The organism is Gemmatimonadaceae bacterium (assembly GCA_036496605.1).
Lineage (GTDB): Bacteria > Gemmatimonadota > Gemmatimonadetes > Gemmatimonadales > Gemmatimonadaceae > AG2.
The window spans coordinates 45386-66440 of sequence record DASXKV010000056.1 but is presented as its reverse complement, the minus strand read 5'-3'; the positions used below and the strand labels follow the sequence as shown (position 1 = coordinate 66440).

Annotated in this window: 15 protein-coding genes and 1 tRNA gene; 3 read left to right on the top strand and 13 right to left on the bottom strand. The window is 64.6% G+C overall.

Annotated features, from left to right (window positions below):
- The first annotated feature begins 59 nt into the window (after nt 1-59).
- The gene (locus VGH98_22990) at nt 60-3119 is read left to right on the top strand and encodes an AAA family ATPase (GenBank protein HEY2378865.1); all 3060 of its coding nucleotides are present in this window, start codon (nt 60-62) and stop codon (nt 3117-3119) included.
- 88 nt (nt 3120-3207) lie between these two features.
- Here VGH98_22990 and VGH98_22985 read toward each other — a convergent pair whose 3' ends face one another.
- A complete protein-coding gene (locus VGH98_22985; GenBank protein ID HEY2378864.1) occupies nt 3208-4284 on the bottom strand; it encodes a DUF4097 family beta strand repeat-containing protein in 1077 nt (358 codons plus the stop codon).
- 81 nt (nt 4285-4365) lie between these two features.
- Nucleotides 4366-5172: a nucleotidyltransferase gene (locus VGH98_22980; protein ID HEY2378863.1), complete on the bottom strand. Its 807-nt coding sequence runs from the start codon at nt 5170-5172 to the stop codon at nt 4366-4368.
- 102 nt (nt 5173-5274) lie between these two features.
- On the opposite strand from VGH98_22980, the gene VGH98_22975 reads away from it, so the two are divergent.
- Nucleotides 5275-6129: a metallophosphoesterase gene (locus VGH98_22975; GenBank protein ID HEY2378862.1), complete on the top strand. Its 855-nt coding sequence runs from the start codon at nt 5275-5277 to the stop codon at nt 6127-6129.
- Nucleotides 6130-6174: 45 nt separating this feature from the next.
- Here the strand turns inward: VGH98_22975 and VGH98_22970 are convergent, their stop codons facing one another.
- The 6 genes from VGH98_22970 to VGH98_22945 all read right to left on the bottom strand — a co-directional run bounded on the left by VGH98_22970 (nt 6175) and on the right by VGH98_22945 (nt 11257).
- On the bottom strand, nt 6175-6864 hold the full coding sequence (locus VGH98_22970; protein ID HEY2378861.1) for an SRPBCC family protein: 690 nt from the start codon (nt 6862-6864) through the stop codon (nt 6175-6177).
- Nucleotides 6865-6974: 110 nt separating this feature from the next.
- The gene (locus VGH98_22965) at nt 6975-8093 is read right to left on the bottom strand and encodes an aminotransferase class I/II-fold pyridoxal phosphate-dependent enzyme (protein ID HEY2378860.1); all 1119 of its coding nucleotides are present in this window, start codon (nt 8091-8093) and stop codon (nt 6975-6977) included.
- Between the two features lie 8 nt (nt 8094-8101).
- Nucleotides 8102-9346, bottom strand: coding sequence for an acetate kinase (locus VGH98_22960; protein HEY2378859.1), 1245 nt, complete (start codon nt 9344-9346; stop codon nt 8102-8104).
- Complete coding sequence (gene purK, locus VGH98_22955) at nt 9343-10506, bottom strand: 5-(carboxyamino)imidazole ribonucleotide synthase (GenBank protein ID HEY2378858.1); 1164 nt, start codon at nt 10504-10506, stop codon at nt 9343-9345. Before purK ends, VGH98_22960 begins: the two co-directional genes overlap by 4 nt.
- Nucleotides 10503-11057, bottom strand: a complete 555-nt coding sequence (gene purE, locus VGH98_22950; GenBank protein ID HEY2378857.1) for a 5-(carboxyamino)imidazole ribonucleotide mutase — start codon at nt 11055-11057, stop codon at nt 10503-10505. The genes purK and purE overlap by 4 nt, the downstream gene beginning before the upstream one ends.
- Nucleotides 11058-11184: 127 nt before the next feature.
- Nucleotides 11185-11257: transfer RNA gene (locus tag VGH98_22945), tRNA-Asn, on the bottom strand.
- Between the two features lie 203 nt (nt 11258-11460).
- Here VGH98_22945 and VGH98_22940 point away from each other — a divergent pair.
- Complete coding sequence (locus VGH98_22940) at nt 11461-12735, top strand: hypothetical protein (GenBank protein ID HEY2378856.1); 1275 nt, start codon at nt 11461-11463, stop codon at nt 12733-12735.
- Between the two features lie 4 nt (nt 12736-12739).
- Here VGH98_22940 and VGH98_22935 read toward each other — a convergent pair whose 3' ends face one another.
- The 5 genes from VGH98_22935 to VGH98_22915 all read right to left on the bottom strand — a co-directional run bounded on the left by VGH98_22935 (nt 12740) and on the right by VGH98_22915 (nt 21047).
- Complete coding sequence (locus tag VGH98_22935; GenBank protein ID HEY2378855.1) at nt 12740-15406, bottom strand: protein kinase; 2667 nt, start codon at nt 15404-15406, stop codon at nt 12740-12742.
- Between the two features lie 18 nt (nt 15407-15424).
- Nucleotides 15425-17410 carry an Ig-like domain-containing protein gene (locus VGH98_22930; protein ID HEY2378854.1) on the bottom strand — a complete coding sequence of 662 codons (1986 nt, stop codon included), beginning with the start codon at nt 17408-17410 and terminating at the stop codon, nt 15425-15427.
- Between the two features lie 70 nt (nt 17411-17480).
- Entirely contained in the window at nt 17481-20348 is a 2868-nt protein-coding gene (uvrA, locus tag VGH98_22925) for an excinuclease ABC subunit UvrA (protein ID HEY2378853.1), read from the bottom strand.
- Nucleotides 20349-20375: 27 nt separating this feature from the next.
- Nucleotides 20376-20648: a GlsB/YeaQ/YmgE family stress response membrane protein gene (locus tag VGH98_22920; protein ID HEY2378852.1), complete on the bottom strand. Its 273-nt coding sequence runs from the start codon at nt 20646-20648 to the stop codon at nt 20376-20378.
- Between the two features lie 126 nt (nt 20649-20774).
- The gene (locus VGH98_22915) at nt 20775-21047 is read right to left on the bottom strand and encodes a GlsB/YeaQ/YmgE family stress response membrane protein (protein ID HEY2378851.1); all 273 of its coding nucleotides are present in this window, start codon (nt 21045-21047) and stop codon (nt 20775-20777) included.
- Between the last annotated feature and the right edge of the window lie 8 nt (nt 21048-21055).

The following is a 21055-nucleotide window of genomic DNA, read 5'->3' as shown; positions in this document are numbered from 1 at the left end:
CGATCTCGCGGCGATTTCTGCTCTGGCAGTGTTGGGCCAGTTGGTGAAGATTCGAGCGCATGAATCGACTCACGTCACCACCTGGGGCGACGACGCCCGGCATAAAGCGTGGGCACGCGTCCGAGAAGCTGATTCCGCTCACTGGGCGCGGCCCTGAACTCGCAGTGCTCGCTGGTTCGGTTCAGAACGCAGAAGATGGACGCGGCGGCACGGTCATCATCGCCGGCGAGAGCGGAATTGGAAAGACGCGCCTGGCGAATGCCGTTGCCGAGCAAGCGACGAAGCGTGGTTTTTCCGTAGCGGTCGGACGAGCATACCCGGTCGAGGCTGGAGTGCCGTACGCCGTGTTCTCCGACGCGCTGCTCCCGCTGCTTCGGCAAATCGACCCGTCGATGCTGTCGCTATTGACGCGCGGTGGCAACGCGGAGCTGGTGCAGCTGTTTCCCGCTCTGGCGACGGGCGACAAGCCGCTTCGAAGCAACGGTGTGCGTGGCGATCCGTCGGAGCTCCGCGCGCGGCTCCTGTGGAACTTTACACAGTTCTTATCTCGCTTTGCCGCGAAGCGACCGTTGTTGCTCGTCCTGGACAACCTGCAGTGGGCCGACAGCTCCTCGCTCGAGCTCTTGCATTTCACCGCACGCCAGATCGCGCACGATCGGATTCTCATCGTCGCGACGTACAACGACGCGGATTCGCGTTCCGGCAGCGCGCGGTCCGTGCTCAAGGGCATGGAGTCGTCGCTGGCCGAACTGGGTGTCGCGCAGGCGATGCACATGGCGCCGTTGGACATCGCGTCGACGCGCGAGCTCGTCCAGCAGCTGTTGGGCGAATCGGCAGCGCGTGAGTTGGCGGAACTGATTCACCAGCGCACGCGCGGCAATCCGCTCTTCGTCGAAGAAACGGCGAAAGCGCTCGCGGAAGAGATGGCGTCAGGCGGCGAGCGTGCCCCCACGGCTCAGGATCTCCAGGCCCTCAAGCTGCCGCGCACGATTCACGACGTCGTCATCGCGCGGCTGGGTCAGCTCTCTACCCCGGCACGTCAGCTCGCGGATCTGGCTGCGGTCATCGGCACTCGCTCGTCACACGATGCGCTCGCCTTTATGAGTCAGCTTCCGCAGGATGCGCTGCTCACTGCCCTGGACGAGCTGCGGACAGCCCGCGTGATCGACGAGCATGCGGAAAGCGGCGAGATTGTGTATGACTTTACTCATCCGCTGCTCCAGGAAGCGCTCTACGCGGAGCTGGGACTTGCCCGTGCGCGCGCGCTGCATGCCGTCGTTGCCGAATCGCTCGAGGCGTTCTATGGCGCCGCCGCGAACGGACACGTCAACGAGCTGGCATTCCACTACCTGCGCGCCGATGCGCGACGGCTCGCGGAAAAGGCCGTCCAGTACCTCCATGCGGCGGGCATGGACGCGATGGCGAAGCATGCCAATCGTGAGGCAGCCGATTATCTCGCTGCCGCGCTGGAGCAGCTCGAGCGACTGGGGGCCGTCGACGACGAACGATCGATCGCCGTGGCGCACGATCTCGCGCGTGCGCGGCAGCGACTCGGGGAGTATCCCGCCGCGCTCACGCTCTGGCGCCGAGCAGCCGAGGACGCCGAGAAACGCGGATTGCACTCCCGGCTGGCAACGATTCGCCGCAACATGGGCATGGTGTCGTACTGGAGCGGCCGTCACGAGGAGGCCCTCTCGCATTACGACGCCGCCATCGCGGCCGCAATCGCCGCTGGAGAGCCGGCGGTCGAAGCGCGCACGCTCATCGCGAAGGGCATGTGTCTCCAGGGACTCGGGCGGCGTGACGAGTCCGAGCGTGTGGTGCACCTCGCCCTCGACATCGCCGAGCGGTTAGGCGACGCCGCGCTTCTGGCCCGAGTGCATCGCGCGCTGCTGCTCCTTTACGTGTGGACCGGTCCACCGCAGCTCGCGCGGAAACACGGCGCCCGAGCGATCGTGCTCGCTGAGCAATCGGGCCAACGTGGCGTCGAATGGTCGGCGCACTGGGCGCTGGCAATGCTCGGCGGGCTCACCGCGAGCGTCGAGGATATCGCGCATCATCTGGCCGAGGCGCAACGCCTCGCCGACGAGCTTCGATCTCCGCTGTTGCGGGCCTGGACGGCTGAAGTCACGATCGAGTACTACGCCGGTATTGGAGAGTGGGACACGGCCGTGACGCTCGCCGAGGCCACGCTCGCCGTCGCGCGCTCGTTAGGCCAGAGTACGCTGATTCCGCGACTCCTGGTGTGGCTCGGCTTGTTGTACTTTGGCCGCGGGAACGTGGAGGGTGGCAAGGCGTGTGTCGACGAGGCCTGGGAACTCTCCGGAGCGGGCGAAGAATCGGCTCGCGGTGACGTGCATTCGATCGTGCCTGCACACACTGGCCGCGCTGCGTATCACCTCACGATGCAGGACTACGAGACGGCGATTCGCACCGGCGAACGCGGCCTCGAGATCGCCGATGCGTCTGGGTACGTCGTCTGGGCGGTGCATCGGCTGATGCCGGTAATCGCCGAGGCGGCGCTCTGGAAGAGCGACATGAGACGCGCGCTGCGTGTGGGCCAACGATTGCGGCGCGACGCCGGACGTCTCGACCATCGCCTCGGCCTCGCGTGGGCCGATGCGTCGGTGGCGCTCGCCGAGCTGCTGCAGGGCAACAAATCGCGATCGGTCGAGATGCTGCGCACGGTGGCCGAGCAGCTGGAGGCAATTCCGTATGTCCCTGATGCGGCGCGCGTGCGGCGGCAATTGGCGCGAGCGCTCGCCGAGACGGGCGACCGAGAGGGAGCGACGCGCGAGCTGCGCCGCGCTCACGAGGTGTTCGCGCGGCTCGGTGCCGAGCCGGAGCTCAAGGCGACGCGCGAGCAGTTGCGCGAGCTTGGCGCGAGGCCGCCGGTGCGGTCACACGCAGAGGGAGCGGCGGGCCTAACGGGTCGCGAGCTCGAGATCGTCCGGCTCGTCGCGGATCGTCAGTCGAACAAGGAGATCGGTGCTGCGCTCGACATCTCTTCCCGTACGGTGAGCACGCATCTCTCGAATATTTTTTCGAAGCTCGGGCTGACGTCGCGCGGCGAGCTCGCGGATTATGCGCGAACGTCGGGACTATTAAACGATACGTGAGAGAAGCAGTACTTCGCTCCTCTCACGCGTCGCCCGCAGCAACCGCGCCCCCACAGCACGGCCGTGCGAACTGCAGAACCGATTCTGATTACCCCTTCAGGAGCCTGACGTTGCCGGAGCCGCTCTCGATCCGGATCTGGCCGCGGCCGTCGCCGATCTTGCCGACCATGTGACGCTTCTCGAAGCGCGTGACCTGAACGGCGAAATCCGTGTCGATGCCGCCGCTGCCGGTCTCGATGTCGACGTTGGCGTTCAGTGATTCCGGGAGACGTACGGTAACGCCGCCTGACCCCGCATCGATCTTCAGTCGATCGACGGTCGACAGCAGCTCGAGCTCCGTGCCGCCGCTCCCGGCGTCGACGTCGACGCTGCTCGCTCGAACGCGCTCGAGTCGCACGCCGCCGGATCCAACGTCGGCCTTCAGATCATCGACGTCGATATCTCGCCCCTGAATGGATCCGGACCCAGTATCCATGTGAAGCGTTTGCCCTCTGATTCCGGCGATCGTCACGGAACCCGAGCCCGTGTCGAGGTTGACGTCGCCCTGCGCGTCCGTCAGCGACACGCTGCCGGAGCCCGTGTTGAGCGAGAGTCGACCGCGCGTGCGCTCGGCGGTGACGGTGGCGTTGTTCACGTCGACGGAGAGATCCGCATCGACGGTCGTTATGCGCGCTTCACCCACGGCATTGCGAACGACAATGTGTTGGCCGTGCGGCACGAGTACACGGATGTCCGCCCAGGCTTCCAAACCGGAACCGGCGGCGCTGATCTCGATCCGGTTCCGCTCTCGATCCGGATTTCGCCGCGAGCTCTCGTCGCCCCACGTTCCGTCGTCGCGAACGCTGACCGTGCTGTGATCCGAGCGTCCAAGCTCTGGATACACCACCCGATCCGCCGGATAGATGATGCGCAATGCCTCACGATCGCCGATCGTTCCTTGTTCGACGCGAAGCTCGCGCGCGTCACGCCCACCGCGCGTGATCTCGACGACCACGTCGGACCCGCTTGCCGATTCGACGCGAAGCTTACCCGCGAGATTGTAGATCGCGACGCGGTCGCCCGAGAGTGTACGGCGTTCCGTTTGCGCGGCGAGCGCGGAGGTGAGTGCCGCGACGGCGATGCCTGTGCCGAGTGTGGTATGTAGTACCGATCGAATGGCGAGCATGGCTCTCGACGTGGGGTGAGTTATGCAGCACCAACGTCGAGTAAGACACCGGAACCGCGCCGACGGTTGGAATATCGTCGCTCAGTCCACGTTCTCGATCGCCCAGGTCCAGTACACGCAATCTTCGGCGCTCATGTTGCCACGTGGGGCGATACGAGCATCCTGATATCCGTACTGGCCGATATCGAGGAGATACTGGGCCCGGGAAAGGAGCGTGCCGCGGCAGACGCGGTCTTCCGTCGCCGGACTGTCGATCTCCGCCTGGAATCGCGAGAGCAACTCGCCGAGGACGTGAGGCGGAACGCGATGTCGCTCGGACGGGTACACGAAACCAAACAGCAAGAGGTTGAGCAAGAACATCTGCCAGTGCTGCTCGAAGCGTTGCATCAGACGCGCCCAATCGATCGTTTCCGCGCACGTGCGCAGGAGGTGCATGATGTCAGCGCCGTCGTACCGCTCGCGCTCCATGACGAACGATTTCTGCCACAGCAGCTCCTCGACTGGTGCGATCTTCACCGGCATCCCGAGCACCTCAGCCTCGATGGCGTGATCGAACCAGCCATCGTCGACGCGGCAGACGCCATTGCCGGAGCTGAACACGAGATCGACGTGATCCGTCCCCTGTCTGGCTTTGGCGAGCCAATGCGGAAACGTGACTTGCGTCCAGTAACCGGCGAGCGCGAGTGACTCGAGAGCTTTTTCAACATCGGCGCGACGGACGAAGAGATCAAAATCCTTCGTTTCGCGAATGATGCCGGTGTAGTGCAGAATGGCGTGCGAGCCGCCGACGAGAAAGGGAACTCGCGCATCGCTCAGCACGTGCAGCGTGCGGCGATAGAACGTATTGGTGTCGCGTCCCGGATCGTCGAAGGTCAGTTGATAAGCCATGTACCGGAGTGAAGTGCAATTCCGAGGCTAGACGACACGGAGTTGATCTGCTGGCCCGAATCTGTCGGTAACGGCAGTAGCCGAACGTGAGAGAGGACGAAAATGGCAATGGGGCCGGACGTAGTGCGAGTGGCGGCAGTGAGCGACATCCACTACTCGAAGGATTCGCACGGCGCGTTGCAGCCGCTGTTCGCGCAAATCACCGAGAGCGCGGACGTGCTCGTGCTCGCAGGCGATCTCACGGATTACGGGCTCGCGGAGGAAGCAAAGGTTCTGGCGCGCGACCTGACGACGACCGTGCAGGTGCCCATCGTCGCAGTGCTCGGCAATCACGATTATGAGTCGGGCGAGGAAGTGGAGCTTGTGAAGATCCTCTCGGACGCCGGTGTGAAGATGCTCGACGGAGACACGTTCGAGACGCACGGTGTGGGATTCGCCGGCGTGCGCGGATTCTGTGGAGGCTTCGGCCGCGCTGCGCTCGGCGCCTGGGGCGAGCCGATCATCAAGCAGTTCGTGCATGAAGCGGTGAACGAAGCGCTCAAGCTGGAATCGGCGCTTGCGCGATTACATACGGAGCATCGCATCGCAATACTGCATTACGCTCCCATCCGCGAGACGGTGGAAGGCGAGCCACTCGAGATCTATTCGTATCTCGGCTCGAGTCGTCTCGAGGAGCCACTGACGCGCTTCGACGTGACGGCGGTGTTTCACGGTCACGCGCACAAGGGCCGGCCCGAGGGGAAGACGTCGAAGGGGATTCCGGTTTACAATGTCGCGCATCCGGTGCTGAAGGCAGCGTATCCGGACCGACCGCCATTCCGGTTGTTCGAACTCCACACGGCGACGACGCCGGAGACTGGTGTGACGCCGATCGCGGATCGTCGGCAATGGGGCCGGCGAAGCACCGACCGGGCCGCCGCGCCGCAGGCACAGGGAGAAAAGCCTTCGCCGAGCTGAGATCGGTTTCCCGTTAGGCGGTGCGGGACGGGACGACGACAGACGTTAGGCGATCGTCGAGGCCTCGTTGCCTTCGGCCTCCGAACGCGACTCGGGGATTCGCGCGTGCGTGGTGAAGTAGAAATTTGCCCGCGCGAGATCGGCCTCGAGTTGCTTCTTTCGGGACACGTCGAAGAGCGCGCGAACGGCGTCCGACAAATCGGTGTGTCGTGGGTCGTATTGGATCTGGATCCGAAGTTCGGTGCCTCCATTCGGCGTCGGCGCAAAGCGGATGACACCGTTGCAATCGACGATAGAGCCGGGAAGCGACTGCCAGGCAAGAACGACGTTAGGCACGTACTTGGTCACTTGCGCATCCCAGGAGAGAATCTCCCCTCCTGGAGACATGACTTCCCATCGCGAGCGTCCGTCCTGAAAATCGGTGACGTTGTGGAGCGACTGAATGACGCGCGGGAAGTTCTCGAAGTCGCGGCAGAACTCAAAGACTTCGTGAACTGGTCTGTCGAGCTCGAGCGTGGTGCGCAGATGGACGCGCCGACGTGCGGCGCCTGCACGCAGGAGCCGACGGACAAGCGAAGGAGCAAAGGCGGCGAGGAGCAGCGCCGATCCAACGACCCGCGCGCTGACGGCCCTTCGGCCGCGTTGCTCCGCTGCGTAGCCGAACAGAGCGCCTGCGAGCATTGCTTCGGTGACTTGCTCGACGGCGGACGAACGATTGGTTGTCGAAGTGCTCACGATTACTCCAATAACGATGCCTGACCGGCCATGGAGTAATCCTCCTGTCGCAAGGGAAGTGCCGAACGGCCGAGGGCGCCATCGTCGAGTCCGAGAGCGATGGGCCTCGCTCAACTGCGAAGGACGAACTCCTCCAATCGCTCCAGCGCCGCTGGCATATCGGCACGTCCGAAGCCGATGCGAAAGTGATTACCGGGGTGCGCGAAGCGGGAGCCAGGGAGGAGCAGGACGCCCTCGCGCTCGACCAGCTCGTCGCAGAAGCGGTCGATCGCGCCAGCGGCATCGGTTCGCAGACGAGGAAAGGCGACGCTACCTGCCAGCGGCCGCACCCAGGAGAATCGCTCGGCGTGCCGATCGAAGAACGCATCGAGGAGTGGAAGATTGGCGCCGATGATCGACCGGCTCCGCGCGACCACGCGCTCACGGGCGCGCAGCGCGATGATTGCGAGAATCTCGCTGGGCGCACTTCCACAGATGGTCGTGTAGTCCTTCAGCCGCGCAAGGCGATCGCGCAGCATGGCATCGTGCGTTACGATCCATCCAATGCGGAGACCCGCGAGCGCATAGGTCTTGGAGAGGACGCCCAGGCTGAGTGTTTTACTTCCAACATCGACGGCGGCCGGCAACCGTTGTGCTACGTCGAACTCGAGACCCCGATACACTTCGTCGGAGAAGAGCGCGATGCCGCGTTGCTCGAGCTGCGTCGTTAGGTACTCGAAGGCGTCGGACGACGCCAGCGCGCCCGTTGGGCTGTGGGGAAAGTTGACGACCGCGAGGCGCGTATTGGGTTCAAGGGCGTCGAGTACAGCGTCCGGGTCGAACGCCCAGGAATGCGGTTCGAGCGCGACCAGGCTCACCGACGCGCCGATGGAGCGCGCGACTTCGTAGAGCGACTGATAGGCAGGCCAGAGAACCACGGCGTGATCGCCCGCGGTGAGCAGCGCATGCATCGCGAGGAAGATCGCTTCCTCGGCGCCGACGAAAGTGATCACGTCTTCCGAGGTGGCCGTCGCATACAGACGCGCGATCTCGGCGCGCAGCACGGGATGGCCGAGGGACTCGGTGTAGCCAAGGCGGAGACCGTCCCAGAGAGCGCGAGCCGGCGGATCGGCGAGCGCGAGGAGCTCCTGGAGCGAAAGCGCCTCGAGATCGGACGCGCAAAGCACATGGCGGACGTTGAATTCCCAGCGCGCGAAGTATCGCTCGAGAGTGAAGTCGGCGATCTGCATGGCAGAGGTCAACTCGGATGCTCGATGCCGAGAACGACCCGGACCGCGTCGCGGGCGATGAGCAATTCCTCATCGGTCGGGATGACCCAGACTTCGACGCGCGACTCCCCGGCGTCGATGCGGCCTTCCTTGCCGTCGATCGTGGCGGCGTTCCGCTCCGGGTCGATGACGATCCCCATCCACTGGAGCCCGTCGCAGATTCGCGCGCGCACGGTGCTCGCGTTCTCGCCGACGCCGCCGGCAAAGATCAAAGCGTCCGCGCCATTCATCGCCGCCAGGTAGCTGCCGATGTACTTCCGTGCGCGGTAGGCGAAGAGGTCGATCGCGAGCCGTGCGCGGCGGTCGCCGTGCTCCGCTTCCTCGGCGAGCAGTTCCCGCATGTCGTTGGTGAGACCGGATATGCCCAGAAGGCCGGATTGCTTGTTGAGGATTCCCTCAATCTCCGGAGAGGAGTAGCCTTCCTTCGAGGCGACGTGGTCGAGAATCGCGGGATCGAGATCGCCGGATCGCGTTCCCATCACAAGGCCTTCGAGCGGAGTAAAGCCCATCGAGGTATCGACCGAGGAGCCCGCGTTGATCGCACAGGCCGAGCAGCCGTTGCCGAGATGCAGCGCGATGATCTTGGTTTGCTCACGACTTCGTCCGGTGATCGTACGATATCGATACGCGACGTACCGGTACGACGTGCCGTGAAAGCCGTAGCGTCGGATGCGATGGCGGCGATACCACTGATAGGGCAACGCGTAGAGATAGGCCCAATCCGGCAACGTGTGGTGGAACGCCGTGTCGAACACGGCAACCTGCGGGATACCCGGACCGAGCGCGGCGCGCGCCGCCTGGATGCCCTTGAGGTTGTTCGGATTGTGCAGCGGAGCGAGCTCGATGGTCTCTTCGATTCCGTCTACGACGTCGTCGTCGATGCGGACCGACCGCCAGAAACGCTCGCCACCGTGTGTGACGCGATGGCCGACGGCCTCGATCTCCGCAATGCTCGAAATCGGAACGCCGGACGAATCGCTCGCGAGCCACGTGAGAAGATGCTCAATTGCCGCGCGGTGGTCGCGGAGCGGCGCCGTGCCGCGAAAGGTCGCACCGTCCTTGGTCGTCACGGCGTAGATCGTCTCGCCACCGATGCGATCGTACTGCCCGCGCGCCAACCGCTCGTCCGTGCCCGCCGCCATGCGTTCCTGATCCGTGCGAACGAGTTGGAACTTGAGGGTCGACGAGCCGGCATTGAGCACGAGGACGTTCATCCAACGTTCCTTGCCGCGGTGAGTCGAGCCACGGCGGCGTGTGCACGCGATAAGGCGGCGTCTGCGGTGTCGCCGTAGGCGGAGATGTGGCCCATCTTGCGCCCAGGCCGGGCAACGCGCTTGCCGTAGAGATGGAGTCGTGTCATCGGTTCGGCGAGCGCGGCGTCGAAGCGTGGAACGCCGTCAGTCCAGAGATCGCCGAAGAGATTCACGATCGCCGCAGGGCGAACGATGGACGTATCGCCGAGTGGCAAGTTGCACACGGCGCGAACGAGCTGTTCGAACTGGCTCGTCGGGCAGGCCAGCTCCGTTTCGTGAAAGGAATTGTGCGGTCGCGGCGCGAGCTCATTCACGAATAGCTGACCACTCGTGGTGAGAAACATCTCAACCGCGAGGAGGCCCTCGAGGCCGGCGGCGTCGGCGATGCCGCGCGCGAGCGATGTCGCGCGCTTCACGAGGTCGGCCGGCAGGGGTGCCGGGATCACGGACCATGACAGGACCTGCCGCTCGTGATAGTTGAGTGCGGGCGGATACACGGCGGTTTCGCCGTTGGGTGACCGCGCGATCATCGCCGAGAGCTCCGACTCGAGATCGAGCGCTTGCTCCGCGACGGCGTGTCGCGCACCGCCGGACGGTCCAACCAGGCTTGCCCACGCCGTGCTGGAGTCGGCAACGCCGCCGACGCGGACCTGGCTGCGACCGTCGTAACCGCCGCGTGTCGCTTTGACGACCAGCGCTCCGAGTTTGCTCACCGTGCGTCGAACGGAATCAGCGTCGGCGACTTCGGCATACGGGCCAACGGGGAATCCCGCGTCAGTCAACCACCGTTTCTGCAGCGCGCGATCCTGCACGATGCCTAACAACTTCGACGACGGACGAACTGGTGCGTGGCGAGCCGCGGCGTCGAGACTCGCGGTCGAGATCTGCTCGATCTCGAGCGTCACCACATCGCAATGCTGCGCGAGATCGGCCGCTGCGCCTGCGTCATCGAAACGCGCCGTGACGAGACGATCCACCACGGCTTTCGCGGCGCACTCCGGATCCGGGTCGAGCACGTGCACATCATATCCAAGTGTGCGCGCTGCCATCGCGGTCATGCGGCCGAGTTGTCCGCCGCCGAGAATGCCGATCGTCGCGCCGGGAAGGATGGTCGGCGTCATCCGCTTCCGCCGCCTCGGACGATGTCGCGCGCCTCCAGGACCTCCGCGCTGCGCTGAGCGCGCCATGCGCGCAACCGCTCGCGGAGCTCGGGACGCGTTGTCGATACGATCGACACCGCGAGCAACGCGGCGTTCGCGGCTCCTGGCTCGCCGATCGCCAGCGTACCGACGGGCACGCCCTTGGGCATCTGGACAATCGAAAGCAGCGAGTCGAGTCCGTTGAGCAGCGTCGCTGGAACGGGCACGCCAAGTACGGGCAGGATCGTCTTGGCTGCGACCATGCCCGGCAAATGCGCCGCGCCGCCTGCGGCCGCAATGATCACTTCGAGGCCTCGCGATTCGGCCGTGGAAGCGTACTCGAACATCCAATCCGGTGTGCGATGCGCGGAGACGATCCGCACCTCGTGGGGAACGCGGAGCTCGGTCAGTAAGTCGACTGCCGGCTGCAAGTACTTGAGGTCCGACTTGCTGCCCATGATGACGCCGATCCAGGGCGCGTCATCCTTCTGGCGTGAAGCGCCCTGACCTTTCGCTTTTCGGTCTGACTTCATTGCGTTGGTGCTCGGCATGGTCCTCTGAGCGGTGTCGCGGGAAATAAAGGGCATCCCGCCGCGCAACTCAAATCCAGGTGCCAAAGCAAACGGCCAAGGTGCGTCGCACCTTGGCCGTTCATGACAGCTCCCCGAGTAGGACTCGAACCTACGACCACTCGATTAACAGTCGAGCGCTCTACCAACTGAGCTATCGGGGAATAGACCACCCAATCTAGCCGAACGAATCCCAATTTACCAAGCCGGACCTGGCAACACCGGGCTCCGACGACGCCTAACGACGTTGCCCGACGACACGAGAACCGCACATCAAATTTCGTTCAGGGTCTTGCCGAGATCGCTTGGAGCCCGGAGATTGTGCGGTCCCTCCTGGACACCCTCCGAGCTTTCCCGAGGCGCGCGTATGGCGAAGCTGCTGCAGGCCCTCGTTGCGGTCGTAGTCGTCGTTTCTTCCGCCCGGGCACAAGACGACGTGCGCTCAAAGGTGCGCGAGATATTCCATTTCGGGACGTGCAGCTCGCTGATATGCCTCTCGCTGTCGACAGGCTTCCACGGGACACACTACAATCCTGATGCGGAGGCCGTCGGCGAGGTGGTCGTCGACTTTCTGAATGATGCGATTACCAACAGCGTCGCCAACGTACCGCTTGGCGCGACGAGTAGCGGCACGACGTTCGTCTTCGACGCCGCCGGCCTGCCCACGGCGACCGCCCAATCGACTGGTCCGATCTTTGGCGAGCGCTCACAGACCCTCGGCCGCGGACGACTCGTCATCAGCGGGAAGTACACCGAGAGCTCATTCGCTTCCCTGCGAGGTGTTCCGCTCACCAACCTGCAGATGACTCTCACGCACCAGGACGTGCCGCCCCCGGGACTGGGCGATCCGATTATCGAGCTCGACACCATTCACGTCGCCACGTCGCTGCAGGCGAGCGTTTCGGTGTTTGCGCTATCGGCAACATGGGGGATCACGAACAACGTGGACATCGGCTTTGCGATTCCGTTCGTGAATTTGTCGGTGAGCGGGACAAGCATCGGAACGATCGTACCGGCAACGAGCGCGATCAATCACTACTGGAAGGGGACGGCGACCGACCCGCAGCTCGTCGATACGGCGCGTGGCTCGGCAATGCAGAGCGGCATCGGCGACGTGTCCATACGAGCAAAGTTCAATCTCGTTCAATCGCCGATCGGCGGTGCAGCGTTTCTCGCCGATGTGCGTCTGCCGACGGGCAAGAAGGAGGATTTGCTCGGGACCGGCAAAACGTCGGTGGTCAGCTGGTTCATCACGTCCCTCACGCTGAAGCAATTCACGCCGCACGCCGACATCGGATATCTGTATCGCTCCGGCGTCGATCAGAATTCCGGGATACTCTCGGCCGTCGGCTTCGACGCGCTGATCGCGGCGCCGTTCACGCTCGCCGCCGACGTCGTTGGGGAATGGCCGGTGGGCACCGACAAGCTGACGCTGCCGAAGCCCGCGGTATTCATCGACGGGACCGTCGTGCCGCGAACCAACATTCCCAGTGGAAGGGACGACATCGTCGGGGCGTCGATGGGAGGGAAGCTATTGGTCGGCGCCGGCTTCATTTTTGTCGGCAACGTCCTCTTCCCCATCTCCGAGGGAGGAATGCGGCCGAAGGCAACGTGGACGGTCGGACTGGAGAGGAACTTCTAAACCGTCACTGCGCCGCGCCGAGACTGACGATGATCCATCCCCGATCCGTGCGCTGGAGCTTTGCGCGGTACGAGGTGCGTTGGCTCACGTTGCCACGCGACGGATCGCGGTACTTCATCTCGGCCACGAATTGGGCGTCGGCCGTTGCACCGTGCAGGCTGACGTCCGGCGTCCCGATGAGCTGCGTCGAGAGATCGGAGACGCTGTTGAAGAACGCGTCGTAGCCGTCGCGCGTCTGCCGATTCATGCTCGGGAAGAGCTGCTGCAGCGTCTCGAGCTGCTTTGCGCCAATGGCGCGCACGTATGAGTCGATCGACTCCCGAGCGCGGGCGACTTCGGCGCGCTGCGCCTCCGCCGCGTCGGCGCGTGCCTTGGCATCGTTGACTGGTGCCGCCGCAGCGGGCAGGGGAGCGACCTCGAGTGGCTTTGTGTCCCGCGGAGGCGTGGTGGTCGTGATCGACGGCGTGACCGGTGCGACCGTCGTCGCTGGAGCCTGCGTCACTGCCTGAGAGGCCGTCGGGTCGGAGTGGGTGACGATCGCAGCGGGTGGTTTTGCCGTTGACTTCGGAGCACGCGCCGTGTCGGTGCGGCGCCCGGGCGACTTCACCTGTTCGGCCACGGCGGCTGGCACCGACTGCGTGTCGCGCGCGGGGGGCAGCGCGCTCCTCACGGAGTCTCGAGCAACGGGAGCCGGTGGCTGAACTGGCGCCGCGGTGTGAGCCGTTAGGCGCCATGCCGCGAACGCACCGCCGGCGACGAGAACGACCGCTGCTGCTCCGGTAATGACGCGCAGGCGATTCCGGCGAGCGGCAGTCAGCCGCTCGAGGGTTGCGTCGCTGACGCGCGGAACGCCGAACGCTGGCGTTCGGAAGGGGATTGCCGGGGAGAGCGGCGCGGGTGGAACGTTGTCGCGCGAGCGGCGCGGCGGACGATTCCCCGCGGTGACCGCGACGCTTCCGACCGGCGTCGGGCGGGGCTTCGGGGTGGGCGTCCGCATGCCTAACGGCCCACCACGCCCGCCGACGCCGGTCGTCGGACGCGGACCCTCCAGCGTATCCTGTGCCGCGCCGAGTACCTCGGCGGCCGCGTGGGCGTCTGGATAGCGATCATCCGCTGAGCGCGCGAGCAGGCGTGTCACGATCTCGTCGAGAAGCGGCGGTATTTGCTCATTGAGTGTCCGCGGGTGCGGCGGATCCTCGGTGAGGCGGTGCATCATCAACTTCTCGAGGCTGCTCCCGCCAAACGGCGTTTCGCCAGTGAGCATTTCATAAAGCACGCACCCCAACGAGTAGAGATCGCTCCGGCCATCGAGCTTGTCCGCGCAGAGCTGCTCTGGGCTCATGTACGCCGGAGTGCCGAGTATGAAACCGGTGCGGGTTATCGTGTTCCCCGCCACGGTCGTCGTCGGCTTGGCGATGCCGAAGTCGACCAGCTTCACATAGTCCATGCCGCCGCGCGCGGCGCCAAGCATGACGTTCTCCGGCTTGAGATCGCGGTGGACGATGTCGAGATCGTGCGCCGCAGCGAGGCCGAGCGCGATTTGCCGCGCGATGTCCGTCGCGCGCCACGTATCCAGCCGGCCTTCGTCCCGGATCGCCTGCGAGAGCGATCGGCCATCGACGAATTCCATAGCGAAGTAGGGGCGGCGATCGGTGGTCTCGCCCGAGTCGAAAATGGTCGCGACATGCGGATGAGAGATCGCGCACGCGCTCGACGCCTCACGACGGAATCGACCGACAGCGTCCGGATCCTGCGTCATCGACAGGTGCATGAGCTTGAGCGCGCACTTGCGTCCCGTGCGCACCTGGTGGGCGACGTACACCTCGCCCATTCCTCCCTCGCCGAGCCGCTGCTCGATATAGTAGCGATCGTCGATGAGCTGGCCGATGAGGTCCGCGCCAGAGGTGACTGGTCGAAGACTGGCGCCGTCGAGTGGGCAGAAGAGCGTGCCTGCCCCAAAGCGCGCGCCGCATTGTGGGCAGGTGCGCTCGCCGCCCGACGTCGCCGCCGGCACAGCGACCGCGGAAGTCGACGCCGCGAGATCGAGGGTGAGACGCGTCGGTGCGCCCGGAGCGCCGCCCGCGGCTCCGACGAGCGGCAAGACGTCGACGACGTAACGCATCGCTCCCGCACCAGCCGTGCCGCCTAACGCGAGACGTACCAGGGAGTGCTGGGTGCCGTCGCGGGCACGAACGAGGTAGGCGGGCGGGCCGGCGCCTTCGGTGGCGAGCTCGCCGATTACATCGTGCCGGCTGGACACGAACCGATAGAACGCGAGCAGCACATCGGTTCCAACCGGGCCGTCGCTGCCCGCGGCGATAATGACACCGCAGGCCGGACATCGAGGACGCCACGCACCGACGAGCGCGGCGCAGACGGGACAGTTGATGTGTGGCGCGGGAACCGCATCGTCGAGCTTCTTCAGCTCGAACAGCGAGTAGTGGCGAACGCCTGTCTCGTCAGGCGCCTCGGGCTCGAGCTTGAGAACGAGCAGCTCGCCCCCGGCGAGCGGCCGGCCGATGAACGCGACAGCCCCCTCGCTGTCGCGCGCAAGCTCCGCGAGGACCTCGTACGCGCCCTGGGTCGCATCGACGACGGCGCGCCAGGCGACGTCGTCGACGTACGCAGTCGCTACGGCTCGCGGGGTCGATTGGCTCGGGCTATCGGGCATCGACGGTTCGTGCGGCGCTCACGGCTTGAGCGCCCCCTGTTGAATCCAGATATAGATTCGCGTTCGAAGTTGAGAATTTATACAAGACGCATTGTTGTTGGAACACGGGAACGGCATGTTGAAATAGCCAGTCGGCGCCAAGCCGTTGAGCAGCTTGAACAGGTTGCTGTTCAACGAGTCACCGGCGACGACGTAGGTGTGGCCATTGGCGTTACCGGTGGTGTTGATGTTGAGGAGAGAACTGTACGCCTCGTCAGTGTTCGCGAAGCCGATATTAACGTTGGTCGCAGTGGGTGACGAGTGGCAATTGAAACATGACGGCATCTGCAGGATCGGCAATACGTCACCCGCCATCGTCGCCTGGCGACGGTAGCTGACGTTGACCGTCTTGGAGACCATTCCCGGCGCGGCGACGGTCACCAGCGCCGTGAAGTCACCTAACGAGTCGGCAAGGCCGGCCGTGAGCGTGAGCGAAGTCGCGCTCGGTGATTGGGGCACCGTGCTCGCGAGTGACGCCGACAACCAGGACCAGCTTGCGTCGGCACGACCCGAGAGCAGTGCGACGGTGGCGGTCACTCCCGTGATGCTGCCACTGCCCGCATTCGAGACGCTCACGACTCGAGCCGCGGGCGGCGTACTCGTGGTTGTGAGGAACTGGATCGACGACTGGTCGAGGACGAGATCGTCGATGACGTACGTGACCGGTATGTCCTTCGCGACGACACCCGTCGTCGTCGAGGCGAGGTGAATCGTCGCGGTGTACACACCCGCCGCCAGGCCGGTGGTGTTCGGCTGCACGTTGAGCGTCGTCGGCGCTGTCGTGACGTTGCCGGTGAACGTCAGCGTAGCGAGCCAATTGGTGACCGGGCCCGTGTAGCTCGCCGTTGCACTCAATCCGCTCACCGTGCCGATGCCGGAGCTCGTGATCGAGATCGATTGTTGAACTGGAAGCGAGCCAAAGTTCTTGCCCGCGGTGAAAGTCGCGGTCGGCGGACTCACGACGATCACCGGAGGAGGCGGTGCCGCCGTGACGTGGTAGGTGACCGTGACCATGGCCGGGACGACTCCGGCGATCGTCGACGTCACCGGTACGGTGGCAGTGTAGTCTCCCGGTGCCAGGCCCGAGGTGTTGGGCTGGAGCAACAGCGAAGCCGGCGCCGCGTTCGGCGCAACACTGGCATCGAGCCAACCGCTGGCGCCTGACGAGTAGACGATCGTGCCCGTCGAGAGACCGGTGAGCGGCGCGTCGCCGCCGTCGCTCACGGTGATCGACTGCTGCGACGGTAAGGCCGCGCCTTGCTGCAGGCTGAACGACGCGGTAGTGCTCGAGAGAGAAATCGCTGCCGGCCGAATCAGCGTGAAGCGCACGGCGATGAGCTGCGGTGGAAGGCCGAGTAAGGGCGACGACACCGAGACGCTCGCGGTGTACGAGCCGACGACGAGCGCGGTCGTCTTGGGGCGAAGGATCAACTTCGCCGGCGCGGTGGTTTGCGTTAGGCTCGCATCGAGCCAGCCGGTCGCTGCGGCGCCGTAGGTCACGCTGTCGATGGTGAGTCCGCTCAGCGAATCCTGGCCGGCGTTCGTGACGTCAACGCTCTGCGAATCGGGAATGACTCCCGATGCGACTCCGTCGAAGAAGAGATTCGTCGTCGACAGCGCGACGGCCGCCGGCGTCGTAACGGTCACGCGAGACGTTGCTTGACTCGTGCCGCTCACCGCGCGGATCGTCGCCGATCCACTGGCCACGGCGGTGACCTTCCCGAAGCTCACCGTTGCGATACTGTCGTCGTTCGACGACCAGACGATTGCGCCCGAGGCACCGATGGCTGTGAGCTGCGTGTCGCCGCCGACGTTGAGGTGGACCGTCTTCGGATTGACGGAGAGTGTGGAGGAACTACCGGCGGCGCCTGGCGGCGTGAAGTCCGAGCACGCGACAAAAGCGCTGACGATTCCGGCGGCAGCGATCGCGACGACAAGACCAGCGTAGCTGCGTTGCCTCCGCAAGCGTTCATCCCTTCTTCGGGTCGTAAACCGGCTCTCGGCGCGACCAAAGGTAGGAAGGGGACCCGCAAAGTCAAACGAGGACGGCGCTCTCCAGAGTGAGGGGCGCTGCGCGGCGGTCGCCACCGGGCAGCACGGTCCGAAGCCAGCGTCCGGTGTGCGACTGCTCCATGCGCGCGACGTCTTCCGGACGCCCGCTCGCCACCACTTCGCCGCCGCGATCGCCCGCTTCCGGACCGAGATCGATCACCCAGTCGGCCAACTTGATGACATCGAGGTTGTGCTCGATGATTAGCAGCGTGTGCCCCGCGTCGACGAGGCGATCGAACACCTGGGCAAGGCGGCGAATGTCTTCGAGATGGAGCCCCGTGGTCGGCTCGTCCATGATATAGAGCTTCTTACCACTCTTCTTACTCGCGAGCGCCAACTCGCGCGCGATCTTCAGTCGTTGGGCCTCGCCACCGGAGAGCGTCGTTGCCGGTTGACCAAGCCGGAGATATCCGAGGCCGACTTGCTGCAGCTGCCACAGCGCCTGACCGAGCTTCTCTTCGCGTGGGAAGAAGCGAATTGCTTCGTCGACGGTCAGCTCGAGTACCTCGAAGATCGTGCGACCGTTCACTCGCACGTCGAGAACCTCGGGCTTGAATCGCCTGGCCCCGCAGTCGTCACACGGGACGTACACGTCGGCCATGAAGACCATCTCGACCTCGAGATAGCCCGCGCCCTCACACGTCTCGCAACGGCCACCGGCGACGTTGAAGCTGAACGTGCCCGCCGTGTAGCCGCGCTGGCGGCTGAGCGGCGCGTCGGCAAAAATGCGCCGGATCTCGTCGAACGCCTTGACGTACGTGACTGGATTGGACCGCGGTGACTTGCCGATCGGGCTCTGATCGATCATCACGACGTCGTCGAGGGCCTCGACACCCGTGATCGTGTCGAATGCACCGACAGCCTCGCCAAGATGCCGTTTCGCGCTGTGTTCTCCGTGAATGCGGAGCTCGAGCGCCCGCATCAGCACGTCGTGCACGAGCGTACTCTTTCCGGAACCCGAGACGCCCGTCACACACGTTACCGCGCCTAACGGGATGCGGACGTCGAGGCCTTTGAGATTGTGCTCGCGAGCGCCGGTGAGGGTGATCCAACGGGGGCCGATGCGCCGACGCCGAGCGGGGAGCGGGATCTCGCGCTGTCCCGTGAGGTACGCGCCGGTGAGCGCGCTCTCGGCCACGCGAGACATCGGCCCGGCAAAGACCACCTGTCCACCACGCTCGCCACTGCCCGGTCCCAGCTCCACCATGAAATCGGCCGCGCGGATCGTCTCCGGGTCGTGCTCGACGACAAGAACCGTATTGCCCGCGTCGCGCAGACGATGCAGGAGACGGAGGAGACGCTCGGTGTCGCGCGGGTGCAGGCCAATCGACGGCTCGTCGAGCACGTAGAGTGTATCGACGAGCTGCGATCCCAAGGAATTCGCGAGACCGATGCGCTGCGATTCGCCGCCCGACAACGTTCGCGTCGCCCGATTGAGCGTCAGGTAATTGAGTCCCACCTCGCACAGGAACTGGACGCGATCGCGCGCCTCCTTGAGGATGTGGGCAGCAACCTCGCGCTCGAACGCCGTCAACGAGACCGACGACATCCACTCGAGCAGCCGGTCGACCGGCAGTTCGCTCACCTCGGCAATGCTGCGGTCGTTGACTCGAACCTGCAGCGATTCAGGTTGCAGCTTGGCGCCGTGGCAATCGGGGCATTCACGAGCGCTCTGATACTGTCGGAGGAATACGCGGATGTACTGCTTGTAGCGCTTTTCCTCGAGATCGACGAGAAACGGGAAAATGCCCTTGTAGCCGCGTACGCGCGCGTGCAGCAGCTTCTGCCGCTGCGCCGCGGAGAGCTTCTGCCAGGAGACATCGGTCGGTATGCGCTCGCGCTTTGCGTATTCCGAAAGTGCTCGACGCTTATTGTCATAACGCGGCATGCGCCACGGATCGATCGCGCCATCGCGCAGCGAACGATCCGGATAGGGAACGATGAGCGCCTCATCGTACTCGAGCGTCGCGCCGAATCCGTTACAACGTTTGCATGCTCCGCGCGGACTATTGAACGAGAATAGCTGCGGCGTCGGGGCGGGTGCGCGCGTCCCATCGTTCGCGCACTCGAACCGCTCGGTGAAGCGCCATCGTGAGGCGGCAAGTGGGAATCGCGGCGACGTCACCGCCTCGTTGAAGAGAATCACGCAGTCTCCGTCGCCCTCGCGAAATGCTGTCCCGACGGCATCGACGAGTCGGCCGCGTGCGTCGTCGCCAGCCGCGAGACGATCGACGACGACGAGTACTTCTTTCGCGAAGGTCACATCGATCGGCAGTGCATCCAGCTCGTCGAGATGCCTAACGGTCCCGTCGATGCTGAGTCGAAGAAAACCGGCGGCGCGCAGGTTGTCGACGACGACCTCGTGCGTCACCTCGTCCGACATTCGAAGCGGAAAGGCAACGGAGAAGCGAGTGCCCGGGGTGAGCTCGGCGACGGCATCGGCAACCGACTGCACCCTATCCGGCTTCATCTCGCGCCCGCAGAGCGGGCAATACGTGCGTCCGATCCGCGCCCAGAGCAAGCGGAGGTAGTCGTAAATCTCCGTGGCCGTTCCAACCGTCGATCGAGACGTCTTCGTGGGATTCTTCTGCTCGATCGCAACGGCCGGCGAGAGGCCATCTATGGAGTCGACGTCCGGCTTCTCCATGCGCTCGAGGAATTGCCGCGCATAGGCGGACAACGACTCGACATATCGGCGCTGGCCCTCGGCGTAGATGGTGTCAAAGGCGAGGGATGATTTCCCGGAGCCCGATGGGCCAGTGACGACGGTGAATGCCCGTCGCGGAATTCGAAGATCGAAGCCTTTGAGATTGTGTTGTCGCGCGCCCCGCACGACGATGGCGTCCTTCATGGGGCGAAAGTTAACCGAAGGGCGCGGTCACGTGCGCTTTGTCAAGGCGCGCAGGATCCTGCCGATGATGAGCACCACGATGGCCCCGACTGTCGCAATACCGATCGAACGGAGATCGAGCTCGCCCTGGGTGACCTTTCCCCAGCCGACATACGAGCCGATAAGACCGCCTAACAACGCGCCGCCGATTCCCAGGAGGATGGTGAACAGACATCCGGCCGGATCTCGGCCCGGCAGAATCCACTTCGCGAGTGACCCGGCGATGAGGCCGAGAACGAGCCAATAGAGCCAGAGGGGCATTTCGAAAGGAAGGTCAGCTGTCGGCTCAAAGCTATAAGTCCAGAGAAGAACATCTCGATAAAGCACAAAAAAAGTGGCCGGCGCGTCATCGCGCCGGCCCTGTGACGTCCTACGAGCGGCCTTGCGTCAGACGGTAGGTGTCGTCGGCCGGCCCCGGGTTGTCATTCGATAAATCCACAGCAACAACAGCGCACCGAGTACTGCGAGCAGAATGCTCCACAATGAAAATCCATTCAACCCGGTTCCAGTAACCAGATTGCCGAGGAACCCACCAAGGAACGCACCTACGATCCCGATGAGAATCGTCACGATGACGCCGCCTGGATCTTTGCCCGGCATGATCGCCTTCGCAATTGCGCCGGCGATGAGGCCCAGAACTATCCACGCTACGATACCCATACTGTCTC

Coding starts and splice junctions, on each gene's coding strand:
- uvrA (HEY2378853.1), bottom strand. CDS start 20,348: ATGAAGGACGCCATCGTCGTGCGGGGCGCGCGACAACACAATCTCAAA.
- VGH98_22920 (HEY2378852.1), bottom strand. CDS start 20,648: ATGCCCCTCTGGCTCTATTGGCTCGTTCTCGGCCTCATCGCCGGGTCA.
- purE (HEY2378857.1), bottom strand. CDS start 11,057: ATGAAGTCAGACCGAAAAGCGAAAGGTCAGGGCGCTTCACGCCAGAAG.
- purK (HEY2378858.1), bottom strand. CDS start 10,506: ATGACGCCGACCATCCTTCCCGGCGCGACGATCGGCATTCTCGGCGGC.
- VGH98_22980 (HEY2378863.1), bottom strand. CDS start 5,172: ATGGCTTATCAACTGACCTTCGACGATCCGGGACGCGACACCAATACG.
- VGH98_22965 (HEY2378860.1), bottom strand. CDS start 8,093: ATGCAGATCGCCGACTTCACTCTCGAGCGATACTTCGCGCGCTGGGAA.
- VGH98_22975 (HEY2378862.1), top strand. CDS start 5,275: ATGGCAATGGGGCCGGACGTAGTGCGAGTGGCGGCAGTGAGCGACATC.
- VGH98_22940 (HEY2378856.1), top strand. CDS start 11,461: ATGGCGAAGCTGCTGCAGGCCCTCGTTGCGGTCGTAGTCGTCGTTTCT.
- VGH98_22990 (HEY2378865.1), top strand. CDS start 60: ATGAATCGACTCACGTCACCACCTGGGGCGACGACGCCCGGCATAAAG.
- VGH98_22960 (HEY2378859.1), bottom strand. CDS start 9,346: ATGAACGTCCTCGTGCTCAATGCCGGCTCGTCGACCCTCAAGTTCCAA.
- VGH98_22935 (HEY2378855.1), bottom strand. CDS start 15,406: ATGCCCGATAGCCCGAGCCAATCGACCCCGCGAGCCGTAGCGACTGCG.
- VGH98_22985 (HEY2378864.1), bottom strand. CDS start 4,284: ATGCTCGCCATTCGATCGGTACTACATACCACACTCGGCACAGGCATC.
- VGH98_22915 (HEY2378851.1), bottom strand. CDS start 21,047: ATGGGTATCGTAGCGTGGATAGTTCTGGGCCTCATCGCCGGCGCAATT.